The organism is Olivibacter ginsenosidimutans (genome assembly GCF_039542865.1).
Classification (GTDB): Bacteria; Bacteroidota; Bacteroidia; order Sphingobacteriales; family Sphingobacteriaceae; genus Olivibacter; species Olivibacter ginsenosidimutans.
On sequence record NZ_BAABIQ010000027.1, the window covers coordinates 1 to 25,891 of the forward strand.

General features: G+C 40.5%; 17 protein-coding genes and 1 tRNA gene. 16 read left to right on the plus strand and 2 right to left on the minus strand.

The window, feature by feature from the left end; genetic code table 11:
* Positions 1–184: 184 nt before the first annotated feature.
* A complete protein-coding gene (locus ABD930_RS09340) occupies positions 185–1,822 on the plus strand; it encodes a sulfatase family protein (RefSeq protein WP_345231442.1) in 1,638 nt (545 codons plus the stop codon).
* Positions 1,785–2,207 carry a hypothetical protein gene (locus ABD930_RS09345; protein WP_345231443.1) on the plus strand — a complete coding sequence of 141 codons (423 nt, stop codon included), beginning with the start codon at positions 1,785–1,787 and terminating at the stop codon, positions 2,205–2,207. The genes ABD930_RS09340 and ABD930_RS09345 overlap by 38 nt, the downstream gene beginning before the upstream one ends.
* Before the next feature lie 26 nt (positions 2,208–2,233).
* On the opposite strand, the gene ABD930_RS09350 is transcribed toward ABD930_RS09345, so the two are convergent.
* Both ABD930_RS09350 and ABD930_RS09355 read right to left on the minus strand, forming a co-directional pair.
* The gene (locus ABD930_RS09350) at positions 2,234–2,770 is read right to left on the minus strand and encodes a hypothetical protein (protein WP_345231444.1); all 537 of its coding nucleotides are present in this window, start codon (positions 2,768–2,770) and stop codon (positions 2,234–2,236) included.
* A gap of 70 nt (positions 2,771–2,840) precedes the next feature.
* The gene (locus tag ABD930_RS09355; RefSeq protein ID WP_345231445.1) at positions 2,841–5,669 is read right to left on the minus strand and encodes a hypothetical protein; all 2,829 of its coding nucleotides are present in this window, start codon (positions 5,667–5,669) and stop codon (positions 2,841–2,843) included.
* Positions 5,670–6,102: 433 nt separating this feature from the next.
* On the opposite strand from ABD930_RS09355, the gene ABD930_RS09360 reads away from it, so the two are divergent.
* From ABD930_RS09360 to ABD930_RS09425, 14 genes are all read left to right on the plus strand, one after another.
* Positions 6,103–6,651: an RNA polymerase sigma-70 factor gene (locus ABD930_RS09360; protein WP_345231446.1), complete on the plus strand. Its 549-nt coding sequence runs from the start codon at positions 6,103–6,105 to the stop codon at positions 6,649–6,651.
* 83 nt (positions 6,652–6,734) lie between these two features.
* Positions 6,735–7,880 (plus strand): FecR family protein, encoded by a 1,146-nt coding sequence (locus tag ABD930_RS09365; protein ID WP_345231447.1) that lies wholly within the window; start codon positions 6,735–6,737, stop codon positions 7,878–7,880.
* Positions 7,881–8,171: 291 nt separating this feature from the next.
* Positions 8,172–11,672 (plus strand): TonB-dependent receptor, encoded by a 3,501-nt coding sequence (locus ABD930_RS09370; protein ID WP_345231448.1) that lies wholly within the window; start codon positions 8,172–8,174, stop codon positions 11,670–11,672.
* 27 nt (positions 11,673–11,699) lie between these two features.
* Positions 11,700–13,451 (plus strand): RagB/SusD family nutrient uptake outer membrane protein, encoded by a 1,752-nt coding sequence (locus tag ABD930_RS09375; protein ID WP_345231449.1) that lies wholly within the window; start codon positions 11,700–11,702, stop codon positions 13,449–13,451.
* Positions 13,452–13,492: 41 nt separating this feature from the next.
* Entirely contained in the window at positions 13,493–14,944 is a 1,452-nt protein-coding gene (locus ABD930_RS09380; protein WP_345231450.1) for an endonuclease/exonuclease/phosphatase family protein, read from the plus strand.
* Positions 14,945–14,980: 36 nt separating this feature from the next.
* A complete protein-coding gene (locus ABD930_RS09385; protein WP_345231451.1) occupies positions 14,981–15,826 on the plus strand; it encodes an endonuclease/exonuclease/phosphatase family protein in 846 nt (281 codons plus the stop codon).
* Positions 15,827–16,003: 177 nt separating this feature from the next.
* The gene (locus ABD930_RS09390; RefSeq protein ID WP_345231452.1) at positions 16,004–18,940 is read left to right on the plus strand and encodes an FAD-binding and (Fe-S)-binding domain-containing protein; all 2,937 of its coding nucleotides are present in this window, start codon (positions 16,004–16,006) and stop codon (positions 18,938–18,940) included.
* Between the two features lie 166 nt (positions 18,941–19,106).
* Positions 19,107–21,260, plus strand: coding sequence for a polyribonucleotide nucleotidyltransferase (pnp, locus tag ABD930_RS09395; RefSeq protein WP_345231453.1), 2,154 nt, complete (start codon positions 19,107–19,109; stop codon positions 21,258–21,260).
* A 4-nt stretch (positions 21,261–21,264) separates the two neighbouring features.
* Complete coding sequence (gene rpe, locus ABD930_RS09400; RefSeq protein ID WP_345231454.1) at positions 21,265–21,936, plus strand: ribulose-phosphate 3-epimerase; 672 nt, start codon at positions 21,265–21,267, stop codon at positions 21,934–21,936.
* 291 nt (positions 21,937–22,227) lie between these two features.
* Entirely contained in the window at positions 22,228–23,295 is a 1,068-nt protein-coding gene (gene serC, locus ABD930_RS09405) for a 3-phosphoserine/phosphohydroxythreonine transaminase (protein ID WP_345231455.1), read from the plus strand.
* A gap of 198 nt (positions 23,296–23,493) precedes the next feature.
* Entirely contained in the window at positions 23,494–24,441 is a 948-nt protein-coding gene (locus ABD930_RS09410; RefSeq protein ID WP_345231456.1) for a D-2-hydroxyacid dehydrogenase, read from the plus strand.
* Positions 24,442–24,596: 155 nt separating this feature from the next.
* On the plus strand, positions 24,597–24,986 hold the full coding sequence (locus tag ABD930_RS09415) for a c-type cytochrome (RefSeq protein ID WP_345231457.1): 390 nt from the start codon (positions 24,597–24,599) through the stop codon (positions 24,984–24,986).
* A gap of 151 nt (positions 24,987–25,137) precedes the next feature.
* Positions 25,138–25,222, plus strand: a tRNA-Ser gene (locus ABD930_RS09420).
* Positions 25,223–25,472: 250 nt separating this feature from the next.
* A complete protein-coding gene (locus tag ABD930_RS09425; protein WP_345231458.1) occupies positions 25,473–25,808 on the plus strand; it encodes an Arm DNA-binding domain-containing protein in 336 nt (111 codons plus the stop codon).
* Positions 25,809–25,891 lie beyond the last annotated feature (83 nt).

Consider the following 25,891-nt stretch of genomic DNA (forward strand, 5'->3'; position numbering starts at 1 on the left):
ACTTTTGTTCATACTTTTTTGTGTCGTAACTCAAAAGTATAAATCTCGGAGCAGTTCGATTAATTTCTACTGCTCCTTTTTATTTTTCCCGGACACTAGTGAAAAGTAATACAATAAGCTTTACATTTATAACTGTATTTCCAATTATTAAAATAGCGAACAGATTACCATTGAATGCTAAGATATGAGACTAAATAATACGTTAACGATTGTAAGCCTTCTTTTTTTTATTGTTATCGGTAGTAAAGTAAAAGCGCAGCATGCCGAATTAAGCAATACATCACTTCATCCTAATATTGTGTTAATCATTGTAGATCAATTTCGTGCCGATGCTAGCAAAAGAGAAGGTTTTGAATTGAATACTACTCCTTTTTTGGATAGTTTGGCCGTCAACGGAACCTGGTTTAACCGTGCGTATTGTGCCATGCCCGCATGTGTACCTAGTCGTACCTCCATGCTTACGGGGAGGTTTCCTAGTGCGACAAGGGTGAGTAGCAATATGAACCTAAAGGATGCCTATTTTACGAAGAATCTATTTGAAATCGTCAAAGCAAATGGTTATCAAACAGCTTTAGTGGGTAAAAACCATACTTTTTTAGAACCTAAAGATGTAGACTATTGGAAAGATTTTAATCATTTGGGATCAGCAGAGCCCCAGACACAGGAAGAAAAGGACTTCAATCAATTTCTACATAGCACGCATTTCTATATGAGCGAGAAGCCAACACCCTTTTCTGTTCATTTGCAAATGCCAGCACAGATTGTAAAATCGGCTGAGCATTGGGTAGACCAGGTGGCCGGTAAAGCATCGCCGTTTTTCATGATGGTTTCTATTCCTGAACCCCATAATCCTTATCAGGCTCCAGAACCATACTATTCGCTATTTCCACCCGAATCACTTCCGCCGGTTACTACCGGAAAAGAAGTATTGCCTAAGAAAGGAAACACGTGGATGCTAGAAAAACAATTGCTTGAAATGGGTTATGGCGATTATGAAAAAATGATTCCACGGATTCGCAGTAACTATTATGGCATGATGCGTTTAATTGATGATCAGATTAAAGAACTGGTGCATCATTTTAAAGCTAAGGGACTAGCCGATAATACGATTTTCTTATTTGTTTCTGACCATGGTGACTACGTTGGTGAATATGGTTTGATTAAAAAAGGCGTGGGTGTGCCCGAATGCTTAACACGTATCCCGATGATCTGGTATGGCCCACAAATTTCCAAAAATAAACTACCAAGTGATGCCCATGTGAGTAACATCGACATTATGCCCACGATATGCGACCTACTGGGAGTTGAGCTTCCTGATGGGGTACAGGGACGTAGCTTGTGGCCTTTATTGCAAGGCAAAGACTATCCAAAAGAAGAGTTTGCAAGTATGGTAGCACAGCAAGGATATGGTGGATTGCATTTTGTTGATTTTAAAGAATACGATCCTTATGAAGATGACGGAACGGTAACAAAAGGTGCTATAGAATGTGATGAACTGAATACCTGGACACAAAGTGGCCGGATGCGTATGCTTAGAAAAGGGGATTGGAAATTGGTTTACGATATGCAAGGACATGGCGAACTATACAATTTGGTTAACGATCCGGCGGAGGTTAACGATCTGTATGAAGATAAAAACTATAGCATTATAAAAACCGGATTATTAGAAGATTTACTTGCATGGGAGTTGAGAGCCCAAGACCCACTACCCTTACCACATCCGAATAAAGTCCGCAAATATGGATTCAAAACCGACAAAAGAAACTATTGGGCTCCTCATAAAAATGAAGCAAAAGAACATTTGGAGAAGATTAAAAAATAGTTGTAATGCGTTGATCACAACATTATTCAACTGCCTTCAGACCTATCAAACACAGGTGGAAATTCCACCAAAACCCTTGGAAAGGGCGAGCGTCATTGGTGAATTTGGTGGTATTGGTTATCCTGTAAAGCATCATTTATGGAATCCGGATATGCGTAATTGGGGTTACCAGACATACCATACAGTGGCAGATTTATTGAAGAATTACCGACATAAGTTTGAGCAGATTGTACAGATGAAGCAGAAAAATGGTTTATCTGCTGCCGTCTATACACAGACAACGGATGTAGAAGGCGAAGTAAATGGCTTAATGACCTATGATAGAAAAGTAATCAAGATACCTGTGGAAGAATTAAAACGCATGCATGAGGTGTTATACAAATAAGCGCTTTATTAGCATAGACCATAGGCCTAGGGTATAATGTTGACTCGTACTGGATGTCCATTAGACATGCCGCTCACGTTGCCCGCATTATATTCTATGGTATAGAGACCCGGCTTTGTAATAGCATAACCTTTTAGCAGTGAAAAACGTATGCTATCACTTGCTGAGGGAGCAACAGTACAATAGGTTTCCTCAGGTGGTGGCATTACTCTTTTTGCCATGGCTCCCCGGTAAGGTATTTCTTGTCCTTGTTCATCAGTGACGGTTAGGAAATTATTGAGAAAACCTTCGAAAGGAGTGTGGTATTGTGTGAAACGAAGGGTATCTGGACTTGGATTATATACTTTAAACACCATGAATAAACTATCAGACAGACTGGCGATGCTATCTATACGGAGTACGGCTACTAAACTGGTGTCTGCCGTCGTACTTACAGGCGATTTCTGTACAACTTCACGACTTTCCTGTGATTGATTTTGTTTAGAAGCCGGTTGTTGGCATTGCATAAACAATAGCACTAAACCTAGGGAAGGAAAAAAACATGAAAGGCGACATTTATTCATTGGGTAAACAATTTTATCAAAGATAAGACTTTATTTCATGAAACAGAGGTAATGATCACCTATCCTTTATTTATTGCTTTTGATCAATATAAAGTTTTTGTTTAGCTAGACCAGGATTCCCTGCGTCATCAATGCCTTCCAGCCAAATGGTATACGTACCGGCACGGTCAGAAGTAAAAAAGCTTAAGGTGGCTTTACCTTGCTCATCGGTAATGACCAAGGGTTGCCAGTGAATGGTAGAACGGAGGTCTTGCAAATGGTTTTCTGCCACTTGGTGTGGATATCGTGGTCGATAAAATTCATGGGGCCAGCTGAAAGGCATTGGTCTGAAATGCACAACACCAGGAGTCGTGCGCATAAAAGGGCCTTTTCCTCCTCGAGTGGTGATTTCAATGTATACGGGATCTGAGCCCATAACCGGACTGGCATTCATCAGCTCTTGTGGCGTTAAAAAATGCGAGTTATAGCTACTATTGTACTTGGGACTATACATGATTTCGATCCCTTTTACATCATTACCCGTATACTGCTCCAAGTACGACTTGATAAAAAGCATGTGATCATTATCGGCTACGGCGGTTTCCTTATCGTAGAAAAATTCTAAATCTACACCATCAAAAATCAACCTTGCTTTTTTTTCATTAACCATATATTCTGGCTTCCCTTGCTTTCGTGGATAAAACCCCAAATGGAAACCTTTTATTTTTTGCTCTAAAATGTTCAATAAAGACTTGGAACCATCCGCCAATAGTTCCTCTTCGGTTAACGATTGATCAGCTTCTCCCAAACCATTAAGATTTTTTGAACCTTTGACCACTTTTTTTGCATTGATGGTTACTTCTTCCAACATGATCGTATTCGGATCAGCTTGATGATTACGCACACGAAGGTTTTTTTGATATTCCCGTTGGTCGAGTATGCGACGTTGTAGCGTAGAATCTAGGTTGACAAACCAAGCGTGAGCTACAGCAGTTGGAGCTATTGGCGTTGATGGTGGTTGTGTGTCAGGATCGAGATCAATACCCACATTAAAACTTTTTCCTCGTTTATTTCGCGCTTGAATAACCATTCCCAATGTATCAAAAACCGGGAAACGGTTAAAGTTAAACTTACCTTTTTCATCAGTAAGGGTGTCGGTGAAAAATGTTGTTTTTCCGGTAGCTAATAGCACAACAGGAATTTCTTTTAAGGCTTTTCCGAAAGCATTTTTTACCGTTCCACTGACGCTGAATGCCGGTTCCGGATCATAGCGGAAGGTGGTTCTTTTTTTCAACCAGGACTGATCGTAGCTAACCCAGCCTTGCGTAAGCAATAAATTATCTAAAGCGGTTTCTACTGCGCTATCTGATGAAAAGTAATACTCCGGATCTTCCACCCAACTCGTCAGTTCGCTGTTTAAGTAATAATGATTCAGGATATTAGACGCCCACTTTTCGCGTTGGTACTGACTATCGTCTGTAACGGCTACGGAAAAATTACCGGCAACGCCTTTTCCGAGGCTATCTTTAACCTTAACCGTTAAGGAAACGCTGTCACGTGTGCTATAACGCTCTTTGTTTGGCTGTACAGCAATAGTTAATGCCTGTTTTTGCTTACGGTTATAGAGCATACGTTGCGCCAGTGGCTGACCACCTAACGTATATAAAGAAAAATGAACAATTCCCTCAGGGAAGTAAGCGCTCGGTATTGTTGCATGCGCTTCGGCTTCAGTTAAATTCAAAATGGCACCATAACACATTATGCCCCGACTTTCGCCAATAAGCATAACACTTGGATATTGTTGTTGTAAGGTTTTGGTGGAAATAACCTGTAAATGGATAGCATCTTGTGAAACAGCTGCATCATAATGTAACAACATTCCATTAGCTGATGGGGTAGGTAGTGGATAGGTTTTTTGGGAACCATCAGGGAAACTTACCTGCGCTTGATAACTTCCAGCAGGTAACGGTGGAAGAGTAATCCTTCCCATACCTTTATGGGTCAGTATAAAGGTGGTAATTTTTTTTCCTGACTGATCTAGAATAGCTCCATGAGCATTAACACCCAATCCATTTTGGTCAATTATTTTGATACCCATAGTACAAGGCGCCTCTGTCAGCCAATGACCACTTTCGGGAAGAAATTGTACATCATATGCCGTTTGTGCTAATCCTTCCCGTAACGGGAAATGAGCCATAACTGTGCTATCTTCACGTAATACAACATTCAAGTCGCTGACGTTTTGCTTTTGAGGAAGGTTAAAATTTTGTTCCACCAGTCCAGCGCTATCCACAATTACTTTGTCCTGAAAAACCCGCTTTCCTTTCTCTTCTATTTCCAAGGTAATGGGTTTTATACGGAAGGACTTACCGTCCAATGCATGTACCTTTAAACGGAGGCTTAATTCTTTCTTTCCAGCAGTATCGACAACAGTAATAGGTGCCAGATCAACGGTCCATTCTTGACGATAATCGCCAGAGACCGTTAGCGAACGTTCATAAAAATAGGCTGGTCCAAAATTCTGTAGCCACCGGGTGTAAGCCCTAAGGGTGAATTTTCCGGCTTTTAAGCTTGCTGGATCAAGAAAAAAATCGCCATAAGTAGACCCACCAAAAAGCATTTGCCGGGAACGCTGAATCAAATGTCCTTTATTGTCGGCTAATTCAATGTATACGACGCCACTCAGTGGTGAAGGCATCAAAAAGGTTCCTTCCCTTACATAAACCTTATACCAAACGGTATCACCTAACAGATAGCTATCTTTATCCAAGTGGAGGTAAATCTTCTCTAACGGTGCTATGGACCGAAGGCTATCCAGTTCATGTTGTATTTTTAATAGGTTGCTTTTCTGAGCGTATCCAGAAAACATGAACAATAAGCAGCATATCGTTAGAAAAGCACACTTGTTGGGTTTATTCATGGTTATTGGGTAAATAAGAATAATTTTAGCTCAATATATTTGTTGGGTGAAAATAGCTAAAATTTGCGGCCTTTGTTGTATCTATATGCACTTTTAATAATATGAGGTTAACAGTCTGCTAATATGCTCGCTTTAGTTTTGCGACAAATCAAATGGTTTATTGTATTCGGGATTTCAGCAAAAGACTTTATCTTTGATATAGTCCCCTAACTCGCTGGTTAAGCGTTTGTTTGGTATAGGGAAAAAATTATATGTCGTTTTGTTGCGAAAAGTTTCAAATCATTTCATAATTTTGTTTTTAGAGCCAGTTATTACCATTTGATCTGCATAGATATTCATATGTAAAGGGTTATCCCTAGTTAGTAAAAAGAAATATGGGTTTTATTGAAAGAGCATGATGCCGACCTGCAATTTATATACAGATAGTGAGCTTATGGACCTCTTAAAGGAAGATAATGCTGATGCTTTTACCGAAATTTATCGTCGCTATGCCAAGCTTTTATATCAACATGCCTTTAGTATTTTAAAAGACAGGGATGAAACAAAAGAGATAATACAAGAAGTTTTTACTTCGCTTTGGAATAAGCGCATGAATTGCGATATTGAAGCCAGTTTAAGCGGCTATTTGTACATGGCAGTGCGTTATCAGGTACTAAAGATCTACGCACATAGGCGGGTTAGACGAGACCACCTGGCGGTATGTAAAGATAGCTTGCATGTTTATGATACGGTTCTGCCCGATTATCTAATTCGCGAAAGGCAATTGCAACATATTATAGATCGTGAAATAGACCAACTTCCGAAAAAAATGCGGCAGGTGTTCAACATGAGCCGTAAAGAACATCTAAGCTATAAAGAGATAGCACATCAGTTAGCGCTTTCGGAAGGTACCGTAAAAACGCAGATTAGAAATGCGTTGAAGATTTTACGTTGCAGACTAGACGCCTTTCTTTATACCCTCCTGATTTTTTTCTTCTTGTAATTTTTTAAAATAAATCTACCCCATATCCTTTGTTGAGCGTACTATGGAATTGAAAATAGGCAATTACGATAGGAACAGCTGTAATGGAGCAAAAACGGTTAAGGGAACTTCTTCAAAAATATCGACAGGGCAAATGCACTTCGGCTGAAAAAGCCGAAATTGAGAATTGGTATGACCGCCGACTTCCAGCAGATTTTGCTGGCATTTCCGATGATATAATTGATGCGGACCTTGTTGAAGTTTATCATAAGCTTCCGCACCATCCCTTTAAGCATAGGATCATCAAATCTACAAAAAGATGGTATAGTTTTGCTGCTGCAGCCCTTGTATTGCTCACGGTCTCGTTAGCAATTTCATTTTACATTTTTAATACACCTATTGAACAACAGCAAACAATTACAAAGAACGATGATTTAATGCCCGGTACGGACAGGGCTATACTGAAATTGGCCAATGATTCTACTATTGCATTGGACGATGCAGCAGAAGGTGATCTGGTGCAGAAAAATGGTATAAAAATTACCAAAGATAAAGAAGGTTTAATCAGTTATGCCTATCAGCATCAACAAACTGAAACCAATGAAGTCAACACGATTATTACGCCTAAAGGCGGTCAGTATCAAGTAATATTGGCCGATGGAACGAAGGTTTGGCTTAATGCGGCGTCTTCATTAAAATTTCCAACTTCTTTTACCGAGAACGATCGAACTGTAACACTAGAGGGAGAGGGCTATTTTGAAGTCGCCAGAGATCAATCGCGGCCTTTTAAAGTGATAACCTCCACCCAAACGATCACGGTATTAGGAACCCACTTTAATGTAAATAGCTATAAAGAGGAAAAAATCTCCAGTACGACCTTACTAGAAGGCAGCGTGCGGATTTTATACCGGAATACACAAGAATCGATTCGGCTAAAGCAGGGTGAACAAGCCACATTTACTGGAAATAAGGCTATTGAGGTAACCAAAATCGATCCTAAAAATGCAATCGCTTGGAAAGAAGGACTGTTTCGGTTTGAAGGTGCAAATATAAAGGAAGCCATGCGTGAGTACGCTCGATGGTATGACGTAGAGGTAAATTATGAAGGGTCTATACCCGATGTTGAACTATGGGGTGAGGTATATCGTAATAATAATGCGAGCTTAACCTTAGAAATCTTGGGCTATTTTGATATTAAATATCAGATTATAAATCGTGATGGAGTAAAGAAAATCATCATTTCAAAATAAGTTAAAATAAACAAATACAATATGGAAAAAAGGAAAACCTGATAGACCAAAATAGAAATGGCACTCAAAAAAACGCTTCCTAATGGGCTTAGGAAGCGAAAAATAATCTTGAGTCAACTACAATAACGTATAGGGAAAGTTCTAATTAACCCATTATTAACTCAAAATCATACAAAAGTAATGAAATTGAATTCATTTGCAATTTCTTGGAGATTGCCCTTGTTAAAATTTGTCAGATGCAAGCCTGCATTTGCACAATCCATGATTTATCGATACAAAAGTAAACTTATCATGCGCTTAAATTTAATCGCGGTATTTTTACTGCTTACCATCATGCAGCTGAGTGCTGAAACGTATGGGCAGCAGATTACCTTGAACACCAAAAGTAGTACGCTAGAAAAGGTACTGGAATCAATTAAAAAGCAAACTGATTATGTGTTTATTTATAATAACAAAACCTTAAGGAAGTTATTGGTCAGTGTACAGGCCGAAAATGCTAGTATCGAAGAGGTTATGCAACAATGTTTGCAAAATAAACCCTTTTCATTTAAGATTCTGGGAAAGAGTGTACTCATTAAAGAACTTACCGCTGCGCCGGTGGCGGCGAATGATCAGAAACAGATTAAAACAGTAAAGGGAACGGTGCTCGGCGCCGGATCATTGCCCTTGCCGGGTGTGAGCGTTAAAATTCAGGGTGCGCAAACGGGGACTACCACGAATAATGATGGTATGTTTACCATTAATGTGCCTAATGATCACACGATACTGGTTTTTAGTATGGTAGGTTATGGTACAAAAGAGATACAGCTCGGTACCGAGTCTACACTTTCCGTAACCCTGCAAGAGGTGGCTTCCGATTTGGATGAGGTAGTTGTAGTGGGCTATGGGGAGCAGAAGAAAGTGAATTTAACAGGAGCTGTAACCCAAATATCGGCCGAGAATTTTCAAGATAGACCGGTTACCGAACTCACACAGGCACTACAGGGCCAGATTCCAAATCTGAACGTTACGTTTGGCTCTGGTAAACCTGGAACAAGCGGGGGAGTCAATATTCGGGGTAATACTTCTATTAATGGTGGTGGTCCTTTAATTTTAATAGACGGTGTCTTGGGTACACTGGATCGGGTTAATGTGAATGATGTTGAGTCGGTTACCGTCCTTAAAGATGCATCTGCGGCAGCGGTATATGGTGCCAGGGGCGCTTTCGGCGTTATTCTCGTAACCACTAAACACGCGAAGGGAAATAAATCCAGCGTAACCTATACCACCAATATTGGCTTTGTAGGACGGAACACGAATACCGATTTTATCACCTCCGGTTACTGGAATGCGAAGATCAACGATGAGGCCATGTACAATGCATTAGGTTATGGTACAACCAGGTATACTGATGAAGATTATGAAGAGCTATGGGCACGGGTTGATGATAAGGTGGAAGACCCCTCCAGACCCTGGGTGGTTGTTAAGCAGAACGCGAGTGGACAGGATATGTACCGCTATTATGGCAACTTTGATTGGTATAATTATTTTTACGCTAATACCCGTCCGAAACAAGATCATAACCTTACCCTCTCGGGAGCCAGCGGCAAAACAAGTTATCTGGTATCGGGTGCCTATTCAAACGAACGGGGTGTCTTTAATGTTAATCCCGATCGCTACAAACGTTATAACATGCGGGCTAAGATCAATACCGAAATTAACAAATGGTTGAGTTTTAGCAATAATACTTCTTTGTTTAAATCATCTTATGATTGGCATGGTTTCGCCACCAATCTAAACGACGTGGAAAATGATGTGAGTAATGATCCCATTTATCATTATCATGCAGCCTATGTACCCCGAAATCCAGATGGAACGCTAACGGGATATAGTGGTATCAATAGTTATCCTATTGGTTATGGTCTTCATAATGCCCTGGAAGATGGCACGATGAAGGGCTATGATAATGGAACGGAACTGAATTCTACCTCAGAAGTGGTGCTGAAGCTGGCAGAGGGATTGACGCTGACCGGAAATTATACCTATAGGGAATACCGATCAGAATACTCCTACCGGCAAACAAAGGCATACTATTCTAAGTATCCAGGTATCATGGAGCTTTCTTCTCTTGGCGCTTTGAAAACAGATAAGCTGAACGAATATATGACGAAATACTATTGGAATTTTGTAAATGTTTTTGCCAATTACGATAAAAGCTTTGGTGAACACAATATAAAATTGATGGCTGGCTTTAATCAAGAGGATCGGACGTATAAACGAGTTGGAGGCAACGGACAGGAATTGCTATCTACGAGCTTAAATGACCTGTCTTTGGTAACCGGAGAAAAGCTCTTAACGGGAGGTGCAGATGAATGGGCGGTTCGCGGCGGCTTTTACCGGTTTAATTATGATTATAAAGGGAAATACCTTTTTGAGACCAGCGGACGTTATGATGGGACTTCCCGTTTTCCTAAAAGCAGTCGATTTGGATTTTTTCCTTCGTTCTCCGCGGGATGGCGTTTAAGTGAAGAAGACTTTTTCCGCCCGGCTAAAGCGTTGGTGGATAATCTGAAGATCAGGTATTCGTACGGAAGCCTGGGTAATCAGGAAGTAGATACCTATGCCTATATTTCGGCCATGGGAACAGGACAGATTTCCTATTTGGTAGACAATCAGCGCTTAACAGTGGTTAATAACCCGGCTCCTGTAGCCAATTCTTTAACCTGGGAAAAGGTAACAACCAATAACATTGGTTTAGATGTTGATCTATTAAAAAGTAGGTTTTCATTTACAGCCGACTATTATATCCGCGATACACGGAATATGTTAAGCGTAGGTAAAAAATTGCCAAGTGTTTTTGGAGCGAGCGAACCTAAGGAAAATGCTGCCGATCTGCGTACTAAAGGTTTCGAAATTTCTTTGGGCTGGCGTGATCAATTCGAAGTGAAAGGGAAGCCCTTTAGCTATGGCATTACGGGCATGTTGGCTGATTATACCGCCAAGATTACCAAGTTCGATAATCCGGAGGGTCTGATCTCAACCCATTATGTGGGCGAACAGTTAGGAGATATTTGGGGCTATTCCTATGATGGTTTTTTTAAAACAACGGCAGAAGCACAGGAATGGGCAGCAAGAGTGAACCAAGACCAGATCAATAAACGTCGTGTACAGGCACCTACAGCAGATTTAAGGATGCTGCAAGCTGGTGATATTAAGATATTGGACTTAAATGGAGATGGTATTATTAATACCGGAAAAAATACATTGGATGATCCCGGAGATCGTCGGATTATCGGCAATTCGCAACCTCGGTACACCTTTGGTTTAACACTCAATGCGCAATGGAGCGGATTTGATTTCTCCGTGTTCTTTCAAGGAGTAGGTAAACAAAACTGGTATCCCAATAGGGAAAGCCAGATGTTTTGGCATGTGTATGCACGACCATACGATTCATTTATCCCAAGCAATTTTCAAGACCTGATCTGGTCGCCCGAGAATCCAAATGCCTATTTTCCATTTTTGAGAGGCTATACGGCGCAGAATAGTGAGCTGCAAGTAGAAAATGATATGTATTTACAGGATTTGGCCTATTGTAAACTTCGAAATTTGACCGTTGGTTATTCGCTGCCCAATAGCTTGCTGAGCAAAGTGGGACTTAGCCAGGTCAGGATCTATTTCAGTGGAGAAAACCTGCATACATGGACCAAATTGAAAACCGATTACCTGGATCCGGAAGAGGTGATGAGTGACCCCAGTGGTCGAACTTATCCCATCGGGAGAACCTTCTCTTTTGGTGCACAGGTATCTTTTTAATAGGAGCTAATTATTAAAGAATGATTTATGAGATTGATTAATAGATATGTATTAGGATTTTTAGTTATGGGTTTAGTGGCCTGTAACGACGACTATCTGGAACGCTATCCGCTAGCGGAGCTGGCACCAGAAAACTATTTCAATAATGCAACGGAATTAGAAAATTATACCAACGCTTTTTATAATGAGCTTCCAGATGCGTTAGCGATACATTATAATGCGCCCAATCAAGCGGATGACGAAGCACGTTCAACCGTTGCAGATGAGATACAAGGTACCCGAATTACACCTGCAAGCGGCGGCGGCTGGGATTGGAGTGAACTCCGCCGAATAAATTTTTATTTGGAAAACTCGCATAAATGTACCGATGAGGCTGCACGGCTAAGGTATGATGGTGTAGCCCGTTTTTTCCGAGCCTATTTCTATTTCGATAAAATTGTACGTTTCGGCGATGTCCCTTGGTACGATTCCGTATTGGAAATTGATGATGAAGGTTTGGCGAAAGCAAGGGATAGCAGGAACTTTGTTTTCGATAAAATGTTGGAAGATATTGATTTTGCCATTGCCAACTGTCCAATAGAAAAAAGCGGTCAATTAATTACCAAATGGACGGCCCTCGCCTTAAAATCTAGAATGTGCCTGTTTGAAGGGACTTACCGTAAATATCATGAGCTGGGCAATTGGGAATCGGTATTGGATAATTGTATAACCGCTTCAGAAGAACTGATGGATGCTGGTGTTTATTCCATTTATAAATCAGACCCCAATACAGCCTATCAAGAGTTGTTCATCGCGGAAGATGCCATCACGAGTGAAATGATTTTGGCTCGTCAATATAGTATCGCCATCCCTTTGGTGCATTCTGCCAACTTTTATATTCTGTCGGCATCCTATGGTCGCCCTGGCGTCGAAAAATCATTAATAGATAGTTATTTAATGGCAGATGGGAGTCGATTTACAGATAATCCAAGCTATAAAACAATGCAGTTTTACGAGGAAACCCAAAACCGCGACCCGCGTTTGGCGCAAACCGTTCGTACGCCGGGCTATAAGCGCATTGGTGAAAACAAAACCAGTGTTCCCGATTTCGCTACCTGTGTAACTGGTTATCAGTATGTTAAATATGTTTTGGCGCCTAACTTCGATACGGGGAACTCCACAAATGATATGCCCATCTTTCGGTATGCGGAAGTGCTGTTGAACTTTGCAGAGGCGAAGGCAGAGCGGGAGACGTTGACGCAAGCTGATATCGATAAAAGTATCAAGTTGATAAGAGATCGCGTAGCCATGCCTAATCTGGATATGGCGGCAGCTAATGGAATGCCCGACACTTATTTGGCTGCGCAATACCCAAATGTCAGCACCGGTGCAAATAAAGGGGTAATATTGGAAATACGCCGTGAACGCCGGATTGAAATGATTAAAGAAGGCCTTCGTTATCGGGATTTGTTGCGCTGGAAAGAGGGTGAACGTTTGGAAAAGCCATTCTACGGTATGTATTTTCCGGGTACCGGCGAATATGATCTGGATCATGACGGTGTTATCGATCTGGTGATTTATGAAGGAACAAAGCCCACAACGGTGCCGGGACGACAATATCAAAAATTAGGCGAGTTGGTGTTAGAAAACGGCGCGAGCGGAGGCAGGATCATTAATAATCCAAGTATTTTAAAGTCATGGAATGAGGCTAAAGACTACCTATACCCAATCCCAACACAAGATTTGCTCTTGAATCCAAATTTAGTGCAAAACCCGGGATGGGATAATTCAGGTATTTAAAAGGCTATCATTGACAGGGTGTAAATTTATTAAACAGACAAATGATGATACTTAAGCATTATCACTATATAATTGTTTTACTGCTGTTTTTTACTGCTTGTAAAAAAGTGGCGTTAAACTCTTCTTTCGAAGGAAAGGACTCCTACTGTGATACCAATAATACGGTAAAGCCATTGCGTATCGCAACCTATAATATTGAATATGACAACCGGAACAATACCAATAATCTGTGGGAAAATCGGAAGACTCTGGTAAGTAACATGTTTACCATATATGACTTTGATGTTTTGGCTATACAAGAACCCTATATTAGTCAGTTAAACGATCTGAAACAATTGCTGCCAGCTTACCGCTATGTCGGTACAACGGTTATGGGTAGCACTACTGCGGATAAGCAGTTAACCGTTGGTTTAATGTATAAGGATGAGCGACTTGCTTTGCAAGACTCGGGAATGTTCTGGTTATCGGAAACACCTGATGTATTAAGTAAGGGTTGGGATAATCAACAGTATAGAGTTTGCAACTGGGGCTTCTTTAAGGAAAAGGGCACGAATAGGCAATTTTATTATTTCAGTGTGCATCTTGATTTTGGAGACTTAGGACAAACGAACTCCGTAGCATTACTGATGAATAAGGTGCAAGAGATTGCTGCCGGATACCCCGCCTTATTGGCTGGTGATTTTAATTTTTCGCAGTATGATAGCCATTATAAGGACCTGTTTCTGACGGGATTCTTTCAAGATACCTACCTGCAAGCGAAGCAACAGTTAAACCCTTATGAAGGTACTTATAATGATTATGGAAATCAGTTGAACTCCTCCTCGAGGATAGACCATATATTCTTGGCCAATTGTTCCAATGTTAATGTCCTTTCGAGAAAAGTATTGAATGATAATTTCAATGGAAAATATCCCTCAGACCATTCTGCGGTAGCGCTTGAAGTGCTGATTCCTGAAAGTTGTGAATCTGGTGCACCATTAACAGATACTCTTGTAGAGACATTTGAATACGCCACAATAAAGGGAACGTATCCTGTGGGCGAAATTATAGCGCCTACTGGAATATGGGTTTTTGATGGTGCTTTGGTGTATAATAAGGAGCCTACAGATTATAGGCCTATGGCTCCCAGATTAGTTGGGGTGAACGAAAGGGGAGAGCCTGGTTTAAACGGACCTGGTTTTATTGAAACAGCGTTTGCATTAAAAGGGCTTCAAGAAATAGCTGTCGAATTTGTGCCAATGCCAGATGTTTATGATGTGGGGCCGGATTTTAAGTTGGAAATCCAGGCTTCTACTGACGATGGTGTTACCTGGAATAGCTTGGGAACGAAACAGACAACTAAAAATCAGGTGGCAACAGCGCAGTTTACACCGCATATAGCGAGCTCCGAAAATGTCAAATTACGGATGATTAACCAATCACCACAGCTAAATACAGATCTGCTTAGAGGCAATCGGCTTAATATATTAAAAGTAACCATCATATTACCCTAAAATAAATGAACTGATAATTTATAAATACGCCAAAAAATGAAACGTAAAATTTGTTTGTTAATAGGCTTGTGTATAGCACTTTTCTCGAGTGATTTATTTGCACGGCAAGAAATGAAGGTCTTATCATACAATGTATTGAAGGGCTTACAACAGGATAGTTTGATTCAGGAAGAATATATTCATTGGGTTGATAGTTTATCTCCTGATATTATCGCTTATGAAGAAATGAATGGCTTTACACAAAAAAGCTTGGAAGAGTTTGCCGCCAAATATGGCCATCCCTATGCGGTACAATCAAAAATAGAGGGCTTTCCAGTGGCGCTATCTTCGAAGTATCCTATTGTAAATGTGCAGAAGGTGGTAGACAATATGTGGCATGCCTACTTGTATGCCAATATTAATCATGTGCATGTTTTTGTTATTCACTTTTCGCCATTTAGTTATAAAAAACGGCAACAGGAAGTACGACAAGTTTTAGCGCATGCGGCGACCTTACCTCAAGATGAAAAAATTATGATTATGGGCGATTTTAATTCAATGGCGTCATCGGATGCTGCACAGCTGACAGATGCTATGGTAGCAGGAATGCGGGAAAATGAGCGTAAACATGATCATATACGAAATTTGAATAATGGCCAGGTAGATTATTCGGTTACAGATGCGATGAAAGAAGCTGGATTTTTGGATAGCTATTGGTTAAAGAATAAAACCTTTATGCCGAGTGTTACCACTAAAAAATATGGAAAACCTGCCAGGAGGATCGATTTTTTATGGGTCAACAAAAGCCTTGCTAAGCAGGTGAAATCATCAACTATTATTCATGATAAAGCTACCGATCATCTTTCTGATCATTATCCGGTTTTTGTTGTTTTAGATTTATAGTAGAGGTTGTACTAAAAAGGCGCTTTTAATGAAAAATCTATTTATTAAAAGCGCCTTTTTGCACTTGAAAAATTTTTGCCGACAGGATTGCAAATTTTAATTAATACTCCTCCCAAAGTTCCATAAAAACCACAATATTTAGTAATATTACCAAATCTTTGCTAAGTGTAATTGTACATGGAACCTTCAGATCTTCTGCAACACCTAAAAAAACTATCCGTTGGTTTGAACGGAGAATTTTATTATGATGACAGTCCGGAACACCATACCATCCGTTTGGCTTACTCCACCGATGCTTCGGTATATCAGGAGCTACCTTTAGCGGTAGCAATTCCAAAGAATAATGATGATCTGAAATTATTAATTCAATTCGCCAATACGTATCAGGTTACCTTGATACCGCGTACCGCAGGAACGTCTTTGGCCGGACAGGTAGTAGGTAATGGGATAGTAGTTGATGTCTCGAAATATTTTAACGGGATATTGGAGGTGAATAAGGAAGAACGTTGGGTACGTGTGCAGCCGGGAGTCATCCGTGATGATCTGAATGTTTACCTGAAACCTTTTGGTCTCATGTTCGGCCCTGAAACTTCAACCGCCAGTAGGGCCATGATAGGAGGGATGATCGGCAATAATTCAAGTGGCCTACATTCCATTGTATGGGGCGATACCAGAAAACATTTGCTTGCAGCAGAGGTGTTACTTGACGATGGCTCTGAAATCCGTTTCGAAATGGTAAATGAAGAGCAATTGTTCACTAAATTGAAGCAAAATGATCGGGAGGGGGCTATCTATCGCGGACTAACGACCTTGTTAGCAGCGCCAAAAAACAGAGCAGCCATCGAAAAAGGATATCCTAAAAGATCACTTACCCGTCGGAATACAGGTTATGCACTCGATCTATTGGCAAACACGAACGAGCCTTTTAATTTATGCAGGTTATTGGCCGGCTCTGAAGGTACCTTGGCAATTGTTACCGAGGCAAAGCTGAATTTGTTACCCCTACCACCAAAGGAAATCGGTTTACTGTGTGTTCATTTTCATTCCTTAATGGAATTGCTACACGCTAATGTGGTGGTATTGGAGCATCAACCAGCAGCCTCTGAATTAGTGGATAAATACATTATGGATTTTACTAAGGGGCATCCTACTTATCAATATAACCGCTTTTTCATTGAAGGCGATCCGGAAGCTTTGCTGATGGTTGAGTTTCGTGCAGATACGCTGGAAGAAGTAGAGGCCAGCGCACAGGCTTTGAAGGAAGATTTAATCCGTAAAGGTTTAGGTTATGCTTACCCTTTAATTACTGGTAGTGAACAAACCAACTTGGTATGGGACGTACGCAAAGCAGGATTAGGGCTGATCCGGAATTTGCCCGGCGATACGCAACCAGTTAACTTGATAGAAGATTGTGCCGTTTCGCCTGAAGACCTTCCCGCCTATATCGAAGATTTGCAAAAGATTTTAAAAAAGCATGAAACAAGTGCCTCATATTATGCGCATGCTGGAGCGGGTGAATTACATGTGGAGCCATTGATTAACCTAAAAACTGCCGTGGGGAAAGCTAAATTCCGAGCCATTTTAGCCGAAACTGCGCTATTAGTCAAACAATATAACGGCTCCTTAAGTGGTGAACATGGGGATGGGCGCCTACGGGGAGAATTTATTGGAACAGTTTTAGGCGATGAGGTATATGCGCTATTAGAAGAAGTGAAAAATCTTTTCGATCCGCACCATATTTTCAACGCAAATAAGATTGTTCATACGCCACCAATGGATAAGTTCTTGCGTTATGAAAAAGATACGTCAACCCTAGATATTGCTACCATATTTGACTTTAAAAAGCAGGAGAGCATCCTGCGCCTAGCGGAGAAGTGTTCGGGTTCGGGCGACTGCCGTAAATCGCACCTAACGGGAGGAACCATGTGCCCATCGTATATGGCTACTCGAGAAGAAAAAGATACGACCAGAGCACGGGCAAATATGTTGCGCCAATTCCTGACAAATTCTACCAAGGCTAATCGCTTTGATCATCAGGAAATTAAAGAAGCGATGGATTTATGCCTAAGCTGCAAGGGCTGTAAAAGCGAATGCCCTTCAGGTGTCGATATCGCCAAAATGAAAGCGGAGTTTTTACAACATTATTATGATGCAAATGGTACACCTTTTCGTGCTTGGATAATTGCTAACTTTACCAAATCGCAACAATTGGCTAGTTATATGCCAAGGCTATATAATGTGATTATAAAAAATAAGTTTTTATCCTCGATAGTAAAACGGGTTATCGGCTTTGCGCCTGATCGTTCTTTACCTGAAGTTGGAGGCACTACGTTAAAGAAATGGATTGAACGTCAGCAGAAATCATCTGTCGTGCCAGCAAAAAGAACAGTGTATCTCTTTTGTGATGAATTTACAAATTATAATGATGTAGGCATTGGGCAAACGGCTTATCAGTTGCTTACGGCGCTAGGCTATGAAGTGAAATTGGCTAAACACATTGAAAGTGGCCGCACGTATTTATCTAAAGGCCTACTTCGCAAAGCGAAACAGATTGCCAATAAGAATGTACATGATTTAAAAGATTTAATCTCGGCCGATACACCGCTCATTGGTATCGAGCCATCTGCCATTATGACTTTTCGTGATGAATATTTGGACTTGGTAGATGAAACCCTATTGCTCTCCGCGCAGCATATTGCAAAACATGCGCTGTTGATTGACGAGTTTTTAGCACAGGAAATGGATGATGGAAATATTACAAAAGACCACTTTCACAGTGTGGATAAACAGATAAAACTACACGGCCATTGCTATCAGAAAGCTTTTCATTTAGTAGGTTTTACCGAGAAAATTCTGTCTTTTCCCCAAGGTTATGCGGTAGAAGTGATCCCTTCGGGCTGCTGTGGCATGGCTGGCTCCTTTGGCTATGAAAAAGAACACTATGCTGTATCGAAAAAGGTTGGTGAGTTGGTTTTATTACCGGCGGTACGTAGTGCTCCTACTGATGTGCTCATTGCCGCACCTGGAACGAGCTGTAGGCATCAAATAAAAGATGAAGCGCAAAAAAGAGCTTTCCATCCGGTAGAAATTTTGTGGGATGCCTTGATCAAATAGTATTTGTCCATACAGTCAGCGTTTTGGCTATTCTATTCATTTTGTAATTTAACATTCATCCTTAAAAGTGATGGCTTTTTTTATTTACCTTTGCACCAAAATAAAGAGTCTATAAATTTAAAACGATGCGTTTTTTAAAGACGACCAACGCATCATCTAAGAAAAAATGAGTTATAACGCAATTAAGAAGACATTCGATCTTGGCAATGGACGCCAAGTCGAAATTGAAACCGGCAAGTTGGCAAAACAGGCTGACGGTGCTGTTGTTGTCAAAATGGGAAATACGATGCTGCTAGCAACGGTAGTATCCGCTCAGGAAGCAAAACCAGGAACCGATTTTTTACCGCTGTCGGTTGATTATCAAGAGAAATATGCAGCTACAGGACGCATTCCTGGAGGTTTTTTACGTCGCGAAGCGCGTTTATCGGATTATGAAATTTTAATTTCACGTTTAGTCGATCGGGCACTTCGTCCTTTATTTCCCGAAGATTATCATGCCGATACACAGGTGATGATTAGCTTGATTTCCGCTGATAAGGATATTATGCCTGATGCATTGGCCGGGTTGGCGGCATCTGCCGCATTAGCGGTTTCGGATATTCCATTTAATGGCCCTATATCGGAAGTTAGGGTAGCTAAAATTGATGGTAATCTCGTAATTAATCCTTTATTAAGCGAGTTAGAACGCGCTACCTTAGAGTTTATCGTTGCCGGTTCGGCAAGTGATATTGTCATGGTAGAGGGAGAAAGTAAAGAAATTTCCGAAGAGGAAATGGTCGAAGCCATTGCTTTTGCACATGAAGCAATTAAAGTACAGGTTCAGGCACAGTTGGAACTGGCGCAATTGGTTGGAAATACGGAAAAACGAGTATACAATCACGAACCTAGTAATCCTGAACTGAGGGAACGTGTTTATGCGGCTACTTATGATAGTGTATATGAAGTGGCAAAATCTGGTTCTTCCAAAAAGGAACGTACGGTAAAATTTGCCGATATTGCAGAAGCCTTTGCACTTACATTGGGCGAAGAAGTGGATGAAGAAACGGTTTTTTTGGCTAAAAAATATTTCCACGATGTACAATATGATGCCGTTAGAAACCTGATCTTAAATGAAGGTATCCGCTTAGATGGCCGTGACGTACGTACAGTTCGACCGATATGGAGTGAGATCGATTATTTACCTGCCGCACATGGTTCTGCTATTTTCACGAGAGGTGAAACCCAATCGTTAACCTCCGTTACCTTAGGTGCTAAAGACGATGAACAGATGATTGATGGGGCCTTTATCAATGGATATAGCCGTTTCATCTTACATTATAACTTTCCTGGTTTTTCTACAGGTGAAGTAAGACCTAACCGTGGCCCTGGCCGTAGGGAGGTTGGTCATGGAAACTTAGCGATGCGTTCATTAAAGCAAGTGTTGCCTAGTCAAGAAGAAAATCCATATACCATTCGGATAGTGTCTGATATTTTGGAGTCGAATGGATCTTCCTCTATGGCTACCGTGTGTGCTGGAACCCTGGCCCTAATGGATGCCGGTGTGAAAATTACTGCCCCTGTGTCCGGAATCGCTATGGGCTTGATTACAGATGAGAAAACCGGTAAATATGCCGTGTTAAGCGATATCTTAGGTGATGAAGATCACTTGGGCGATATGGATTTTAAAGTAACAGGAACAAGTAAAGGAATTGTTGCTTGCCAGATGGATCTAAAAATAAATGGTCTGAAATGGGAAGTGTTGAAAGAAGCGCTTTATCAAGCTAAAGAGGCTCGCTTACACATCCTGAACGAAATGCTCAAAACCATTCAGGCACCAAGAGCGGATTATAAACCACATGCGCCTCGAATTGTGAGTTTGACGATTGATAAAGAGTTTATTGGTGCGATCATCGGCCCTGGAGGGAAAATCATTCAGGAAATGCAACGCGAAACAGGAACTACTATTTCCATTGAGGAAGTTGAGGGTAAAGGTATTGTGCAGGTGTTTGCCGATAATAAAGCATCAATCGATGCTGCAGTGAGCCGTATTAAAGGTATTGCTGCTAAGCCAGAAGTTGGAGAGGTTTACGAAGGCAAGGTGAAATCTATTATGCCTTTTGGTGCTTTTGTTGAGATCTTGCCTGGAAAAGATGGTTTACTTCATATTTCTGAAATTGACTGGAAACGTTATGAAACCATGGAAGGTATCTTTCAGGTAGGAGAAATGGTGAAAGTAAAATTGTTGGATATCGATAAACAAGGTAAGTTAAAACTCTCTCGGAAAGCGTTGATTCCACGCCCTGAAAAACAAGAACAAAATAAGGAAACAGAAAATAAATAGTCAATTGAAACATTTAATCGCTCCCTCCATTTTAGCAGCAGATTTTGGAAATCTCCAACGAGATTTGGAAATGGTGAATCACAGTGTGGCTGACTGGTTTCATGTGGACATCATGGATGGGGTATTTGTGCCAAATATTTCTTTCGGTTTCCCTGTATTAGCGGCAGTGAACCGTTACGCAAAGAAACCCTTGGATATTCATTTGATGATCGTAGATCCCGATAGGTATATCAAACAGTTTACAGATGCAGGAGCAGCCAACATAAGTGTTCATTATGAAGCGTGTACGCATTTGCACCGAACTGTTCAACACATTAAGGAGCTGGGCTGTAAGGCTGGTGTTGCTGTTAATCCGCATACACCTATAGCGCATTTAAGTGATATCATCGAAGATGTAGATTTGGTTTGTCTGATGTCTGTTAATCCAGGCTTTGGCGGCCAAAAGTTTATTGAAAGTACTTATCGCCGTATTAAGGAATTACGTTTCTTAGCTCAGGAACGTAATCCTTCCTTACTTATTGAAATAGACGGCGGTGTTAATCACCACAATGCATTGTCGCTGGTTGAAGCTGGTGCTGATGTGCTTGTTGCAGGTAACACCGTGTTTTCTGCTAAAGATCAGGAAGAAGCTATCCGTTTGTTGAAAAACCTTTCACCTTTTACTAAATTGGTATAACGCGAATAACCAATACGGGAAAGATAAAAAGGGAACCTAGGTTCCCTTATTTTTTACCTTTTAACTAGTACCGTTTAAACCAAGGTTGTTCTTTCTAAGTATTATAATTACTATCCGTTTAAGTTATGGAAAACATTGTCATTATTTTGACAATAAAACCTATAAAACTTTGAGTTTTTTTTATAAAATCTGTACATTTGTCAAACAAAAATAATTTTGTGACTTATAAATGCTCATAATATTATTTTAGTGAATTTCATAAATGCTCATATTTTAAATCTATAAAAAATAATGAAACACAATTTTGGTGCAGGGCCATGTATTCTTCCCCAAGAAGTTTTTAAAGAAGCGTCACAAGCAATAATTGAATTTAATGACACCGGTTTGTCCATTCTGGAAATTTCACATCGCTCCAAAGCTTTTGAAGCGGTTATTGAAGAAACAGAGGCATTGGTTAGGGAGTTATTATCAGTTCCAGCTGGATATTCGATTTTGTTTTTACAGGGAGGTGCTAGCCAACAGTTTGCTGTAGTACCAATGAATTTGCTGCCACAAACGGGGAAAGCGGCTTATCTGGATTCAGGAACCTGGGCATCAAAAGCGTATAAAGAAGCGCAGAAATTTGGAATAGTGCAAGTAGTTGCCTCATCAAAAGAAGCTAACTATACCTATGTACCTAAAAATTTTGAAATACCAGCTGATGCGGCCTATTTCCATTATACTTCAAATAATACGATCTATGGGACGGAATTATTTGAAACACCGAAATCACCTATTCCGATAGTATGTGATATGTCATCTGACATTTTAAGTCGGGAAATTACGGTTTCCGACTACGGATTGATTTATGCTGGTGCACAAAAGAATATGGGGCCTGCGGGCGTTACATTGGTTATTGTAAAAGACGATTTATTAGGTAAAACGGGCAGGGATATTCCTGCGATATTTGATTATCGTAAGCATATTGAGGCAAAGTCGCTCTATAATACCCCTCCGGTATATGCTATTTATGTGTCCTTATTAAACCTTCGTTGGTTAAAAGCTAAAGGTGGTATAGTAGAAATTGAACGGGAAAACATCATCAAAGCACGTACACTTTATGACGAGATTGAGCGTAATCCGCTATTCAAGGGTACAGCAGCAGTTGAAGATCGTTCTCGTATGAATGTAACTTTTGTTATGGAAAATCCAGAGTTGGAGAAGGCTTTTTTAACCTTAGCTGAAGAGCGTGGATTTGTTGGCTTAAAGGGACACAGAAGTGTTGGTGGTTTCAGGGCTTCCATTTACAATGCGTTAACCATCACAAGCATCAATGCATTAGTTGATGCCATGCAGGAATTTGCCGAAAAGAACGCATAGTTTTGCGTTGTGAGTTGCCCGTTGCGAGTTGCCCGTTCAAGACTTTAGTAGCAGTAGCAAATAGGCATATCTTTCGGCTTTGCGCTTTAAGCTTTTCGCTTTTTACTTTTGAATTATTGATATATTATTTGTTTTTTTAATGAATCAATGAGCCCGCCGGCTGGCGGGGTTTTTACTTTTTACTTTTGAATAAACATCATGAAATTATTAGCAAACGATGGTATAGATCCGCTTGGTAAAGCATTATTGGAAAAAGCGGGATTTACTGTTGATACCAATCATATTCCGCAAGAAGAATTAAAAGAAAAATTACAAGCCTACGATGCCGTTACGGTACGAAGCGCAACGAAAATAAGAAAAGATCTAATAGATGCTTGTCCGAATCTAAAATTGATTGGTAGAGGGGGTGTAGGGATGGATAATATCGATGTGGATTATGCACGTTCCAAGGGCCTAGCTGTAGTGAATACACCGGCAGCATCTTCACAATCAGTAGCGGAATTGGTTTTTGCTCATCTTTATACGGGTGTTCGGTTTTTGTATGATGCTAACCGGAAAATGCCTGTTGAAGGAGATACCAATTTTGCTGGACTAAAAAAAGCATATGCGAAAGGGGTAGAGCTAAAAGGGAAGACACTAGGGGTCATTGGTTTTGGTCGGATAGGTCAAGAAACGGCAAAAGTGGCACTTGGTGTGGGAATGGACGTTATTGCAAGTGATTTTGTGGAGATACCTAAAACCTTGCCTTTGAAACTTTCTGGTGATATAACCGTGGAAGTTCCGGTAAAGCAAGTGTCTACAGAAGAATTGCTTAAACAAGCTGATTTTATTAGCTTACATGTGCCGTTTCTGGATAAACCCGTTTTAGGGAAAGCAGAATTCCATCAGGTAAAAAAAGGAGTTGGTATTGTTAATGCTTCCCGAGGAGGAACGATTGATGAATTGGCGCTTATTGACGCTTTAAATGACGGCACCGTTGCCTTTGCTGGATTAGATGTGTTTGACAACGAGCCAGCACCTCGAAAAGAACTATTAACACATCCAAAAGTATCTTTAACACCACATATTGGCGCTGCAACGAATGAAGCACAAGAAAGAATTGGAGAAGAGTTAGCCCATCTTATTATTGCATATTTTAAGAAATAATTAAACAACCATTCATTCTTAATTTATGAAAAGGGGAAATATTATTTCCCCTTTTTTATTTTTATCCGCACGATTAGCTTCGTAACAATACTATAAAAATTGTATTGCATTTCATTCCATTTTCATACATTAGTATGACACTAACTAAACGAACTATGCATTACAAAAAATTGATAACGTTATCAACGGCATTATCTTTTATTGCATTATTGAGTGCATTTATGCCACAGCAGGAACATAAAGCAAAGAATCTTAAGGTATTACCTAAAGATATCAGCCATGAAGAGCTAGATAAGGTAATGGACGGATTTAAAGTAGCTTTGGGCGTGAAATGTAATTTTTGCCATGCGGCAAAAAAGGACGATCCGACGAAATTAGACTTTGCCAGTGATGAAAATCATCACAAAGAAGTGGCGCGTAATATGATGCGTATGACGGCTAAAATCAATAAGAAATACTTTAATAGGGCAGGAAAGGATGGTGCAGTAAAGGCTATTTCCTGTGTTACGTGCCACAACGGTGAAAAGCATCCCAAGATGATGTGATCTTCATTTATGGGCTTGTGTAAGCCATAGATGATGCAATTTAGTAGGATTTGCTAAAAATAATCGACAAGGAATGAATGAGTTAATCATAACGGATGAAAAAAGACAAATTTAAATTTGTTAAAATGATCGGAGTTCGTACTTTTGTGCCGGAAAGTTGGCAGAGTGGTCGAATGCGGCGGTCTTGAAAACCGTTGTCTGTAACAGGACCGGGGGTTCGAATCCCTCACTTTCCGCACCCATCAAGACATTTAATATCAGAACCCTATAAATACACTATTTATAGGGTTTTTGCTTTTATAGGCCTTCCTAACTATTTCCTTATTCCAGTTTCAAACGAGACCCTAGCGAGACCCTAAAATTTAGTCTTGTAGGGTCTCGCTAAAATGAACCGGTCAAAGCTGGTTTAACCTAGTCGTCAAGTGAACATCTTGACAACTAACCGGGTAAGGAATAAATTGAATAAATAAATAAAGTACCACCACTATGAACACCACTATCACCCTACACATCTATGCACGGGCGGCAAAAGCCAATGCAGCAGGCCATCATCCCCTTTATGTACGGATAACCATTGACGGGAAAAGAACAGAATTTTCCAGCAAGAAATTTATCAATCCCAAGCAATGGGATCAAAAGATGATGAAAATGAAGGGCAACACCGAAGAAGCCCGTTCAATCAACAGCTACCTCGAAAAGCTAAAAGCTAAGATCACACAAACGCAGATTGTTTTAGAATATCAGGAAATCGCGCTTACACTAGAGAGTTTTATGCATGTATTTATCGGCAAAAGTGCTGAGTGGAATTGCAACTTAAAGTAGGAGACTTTTTTATGCTGCCAATCTATCTTTTTCTAGCAGCATCTCTTCAATCTGTTTGGGTGTCTTATAGCCCAGAGCAGAAT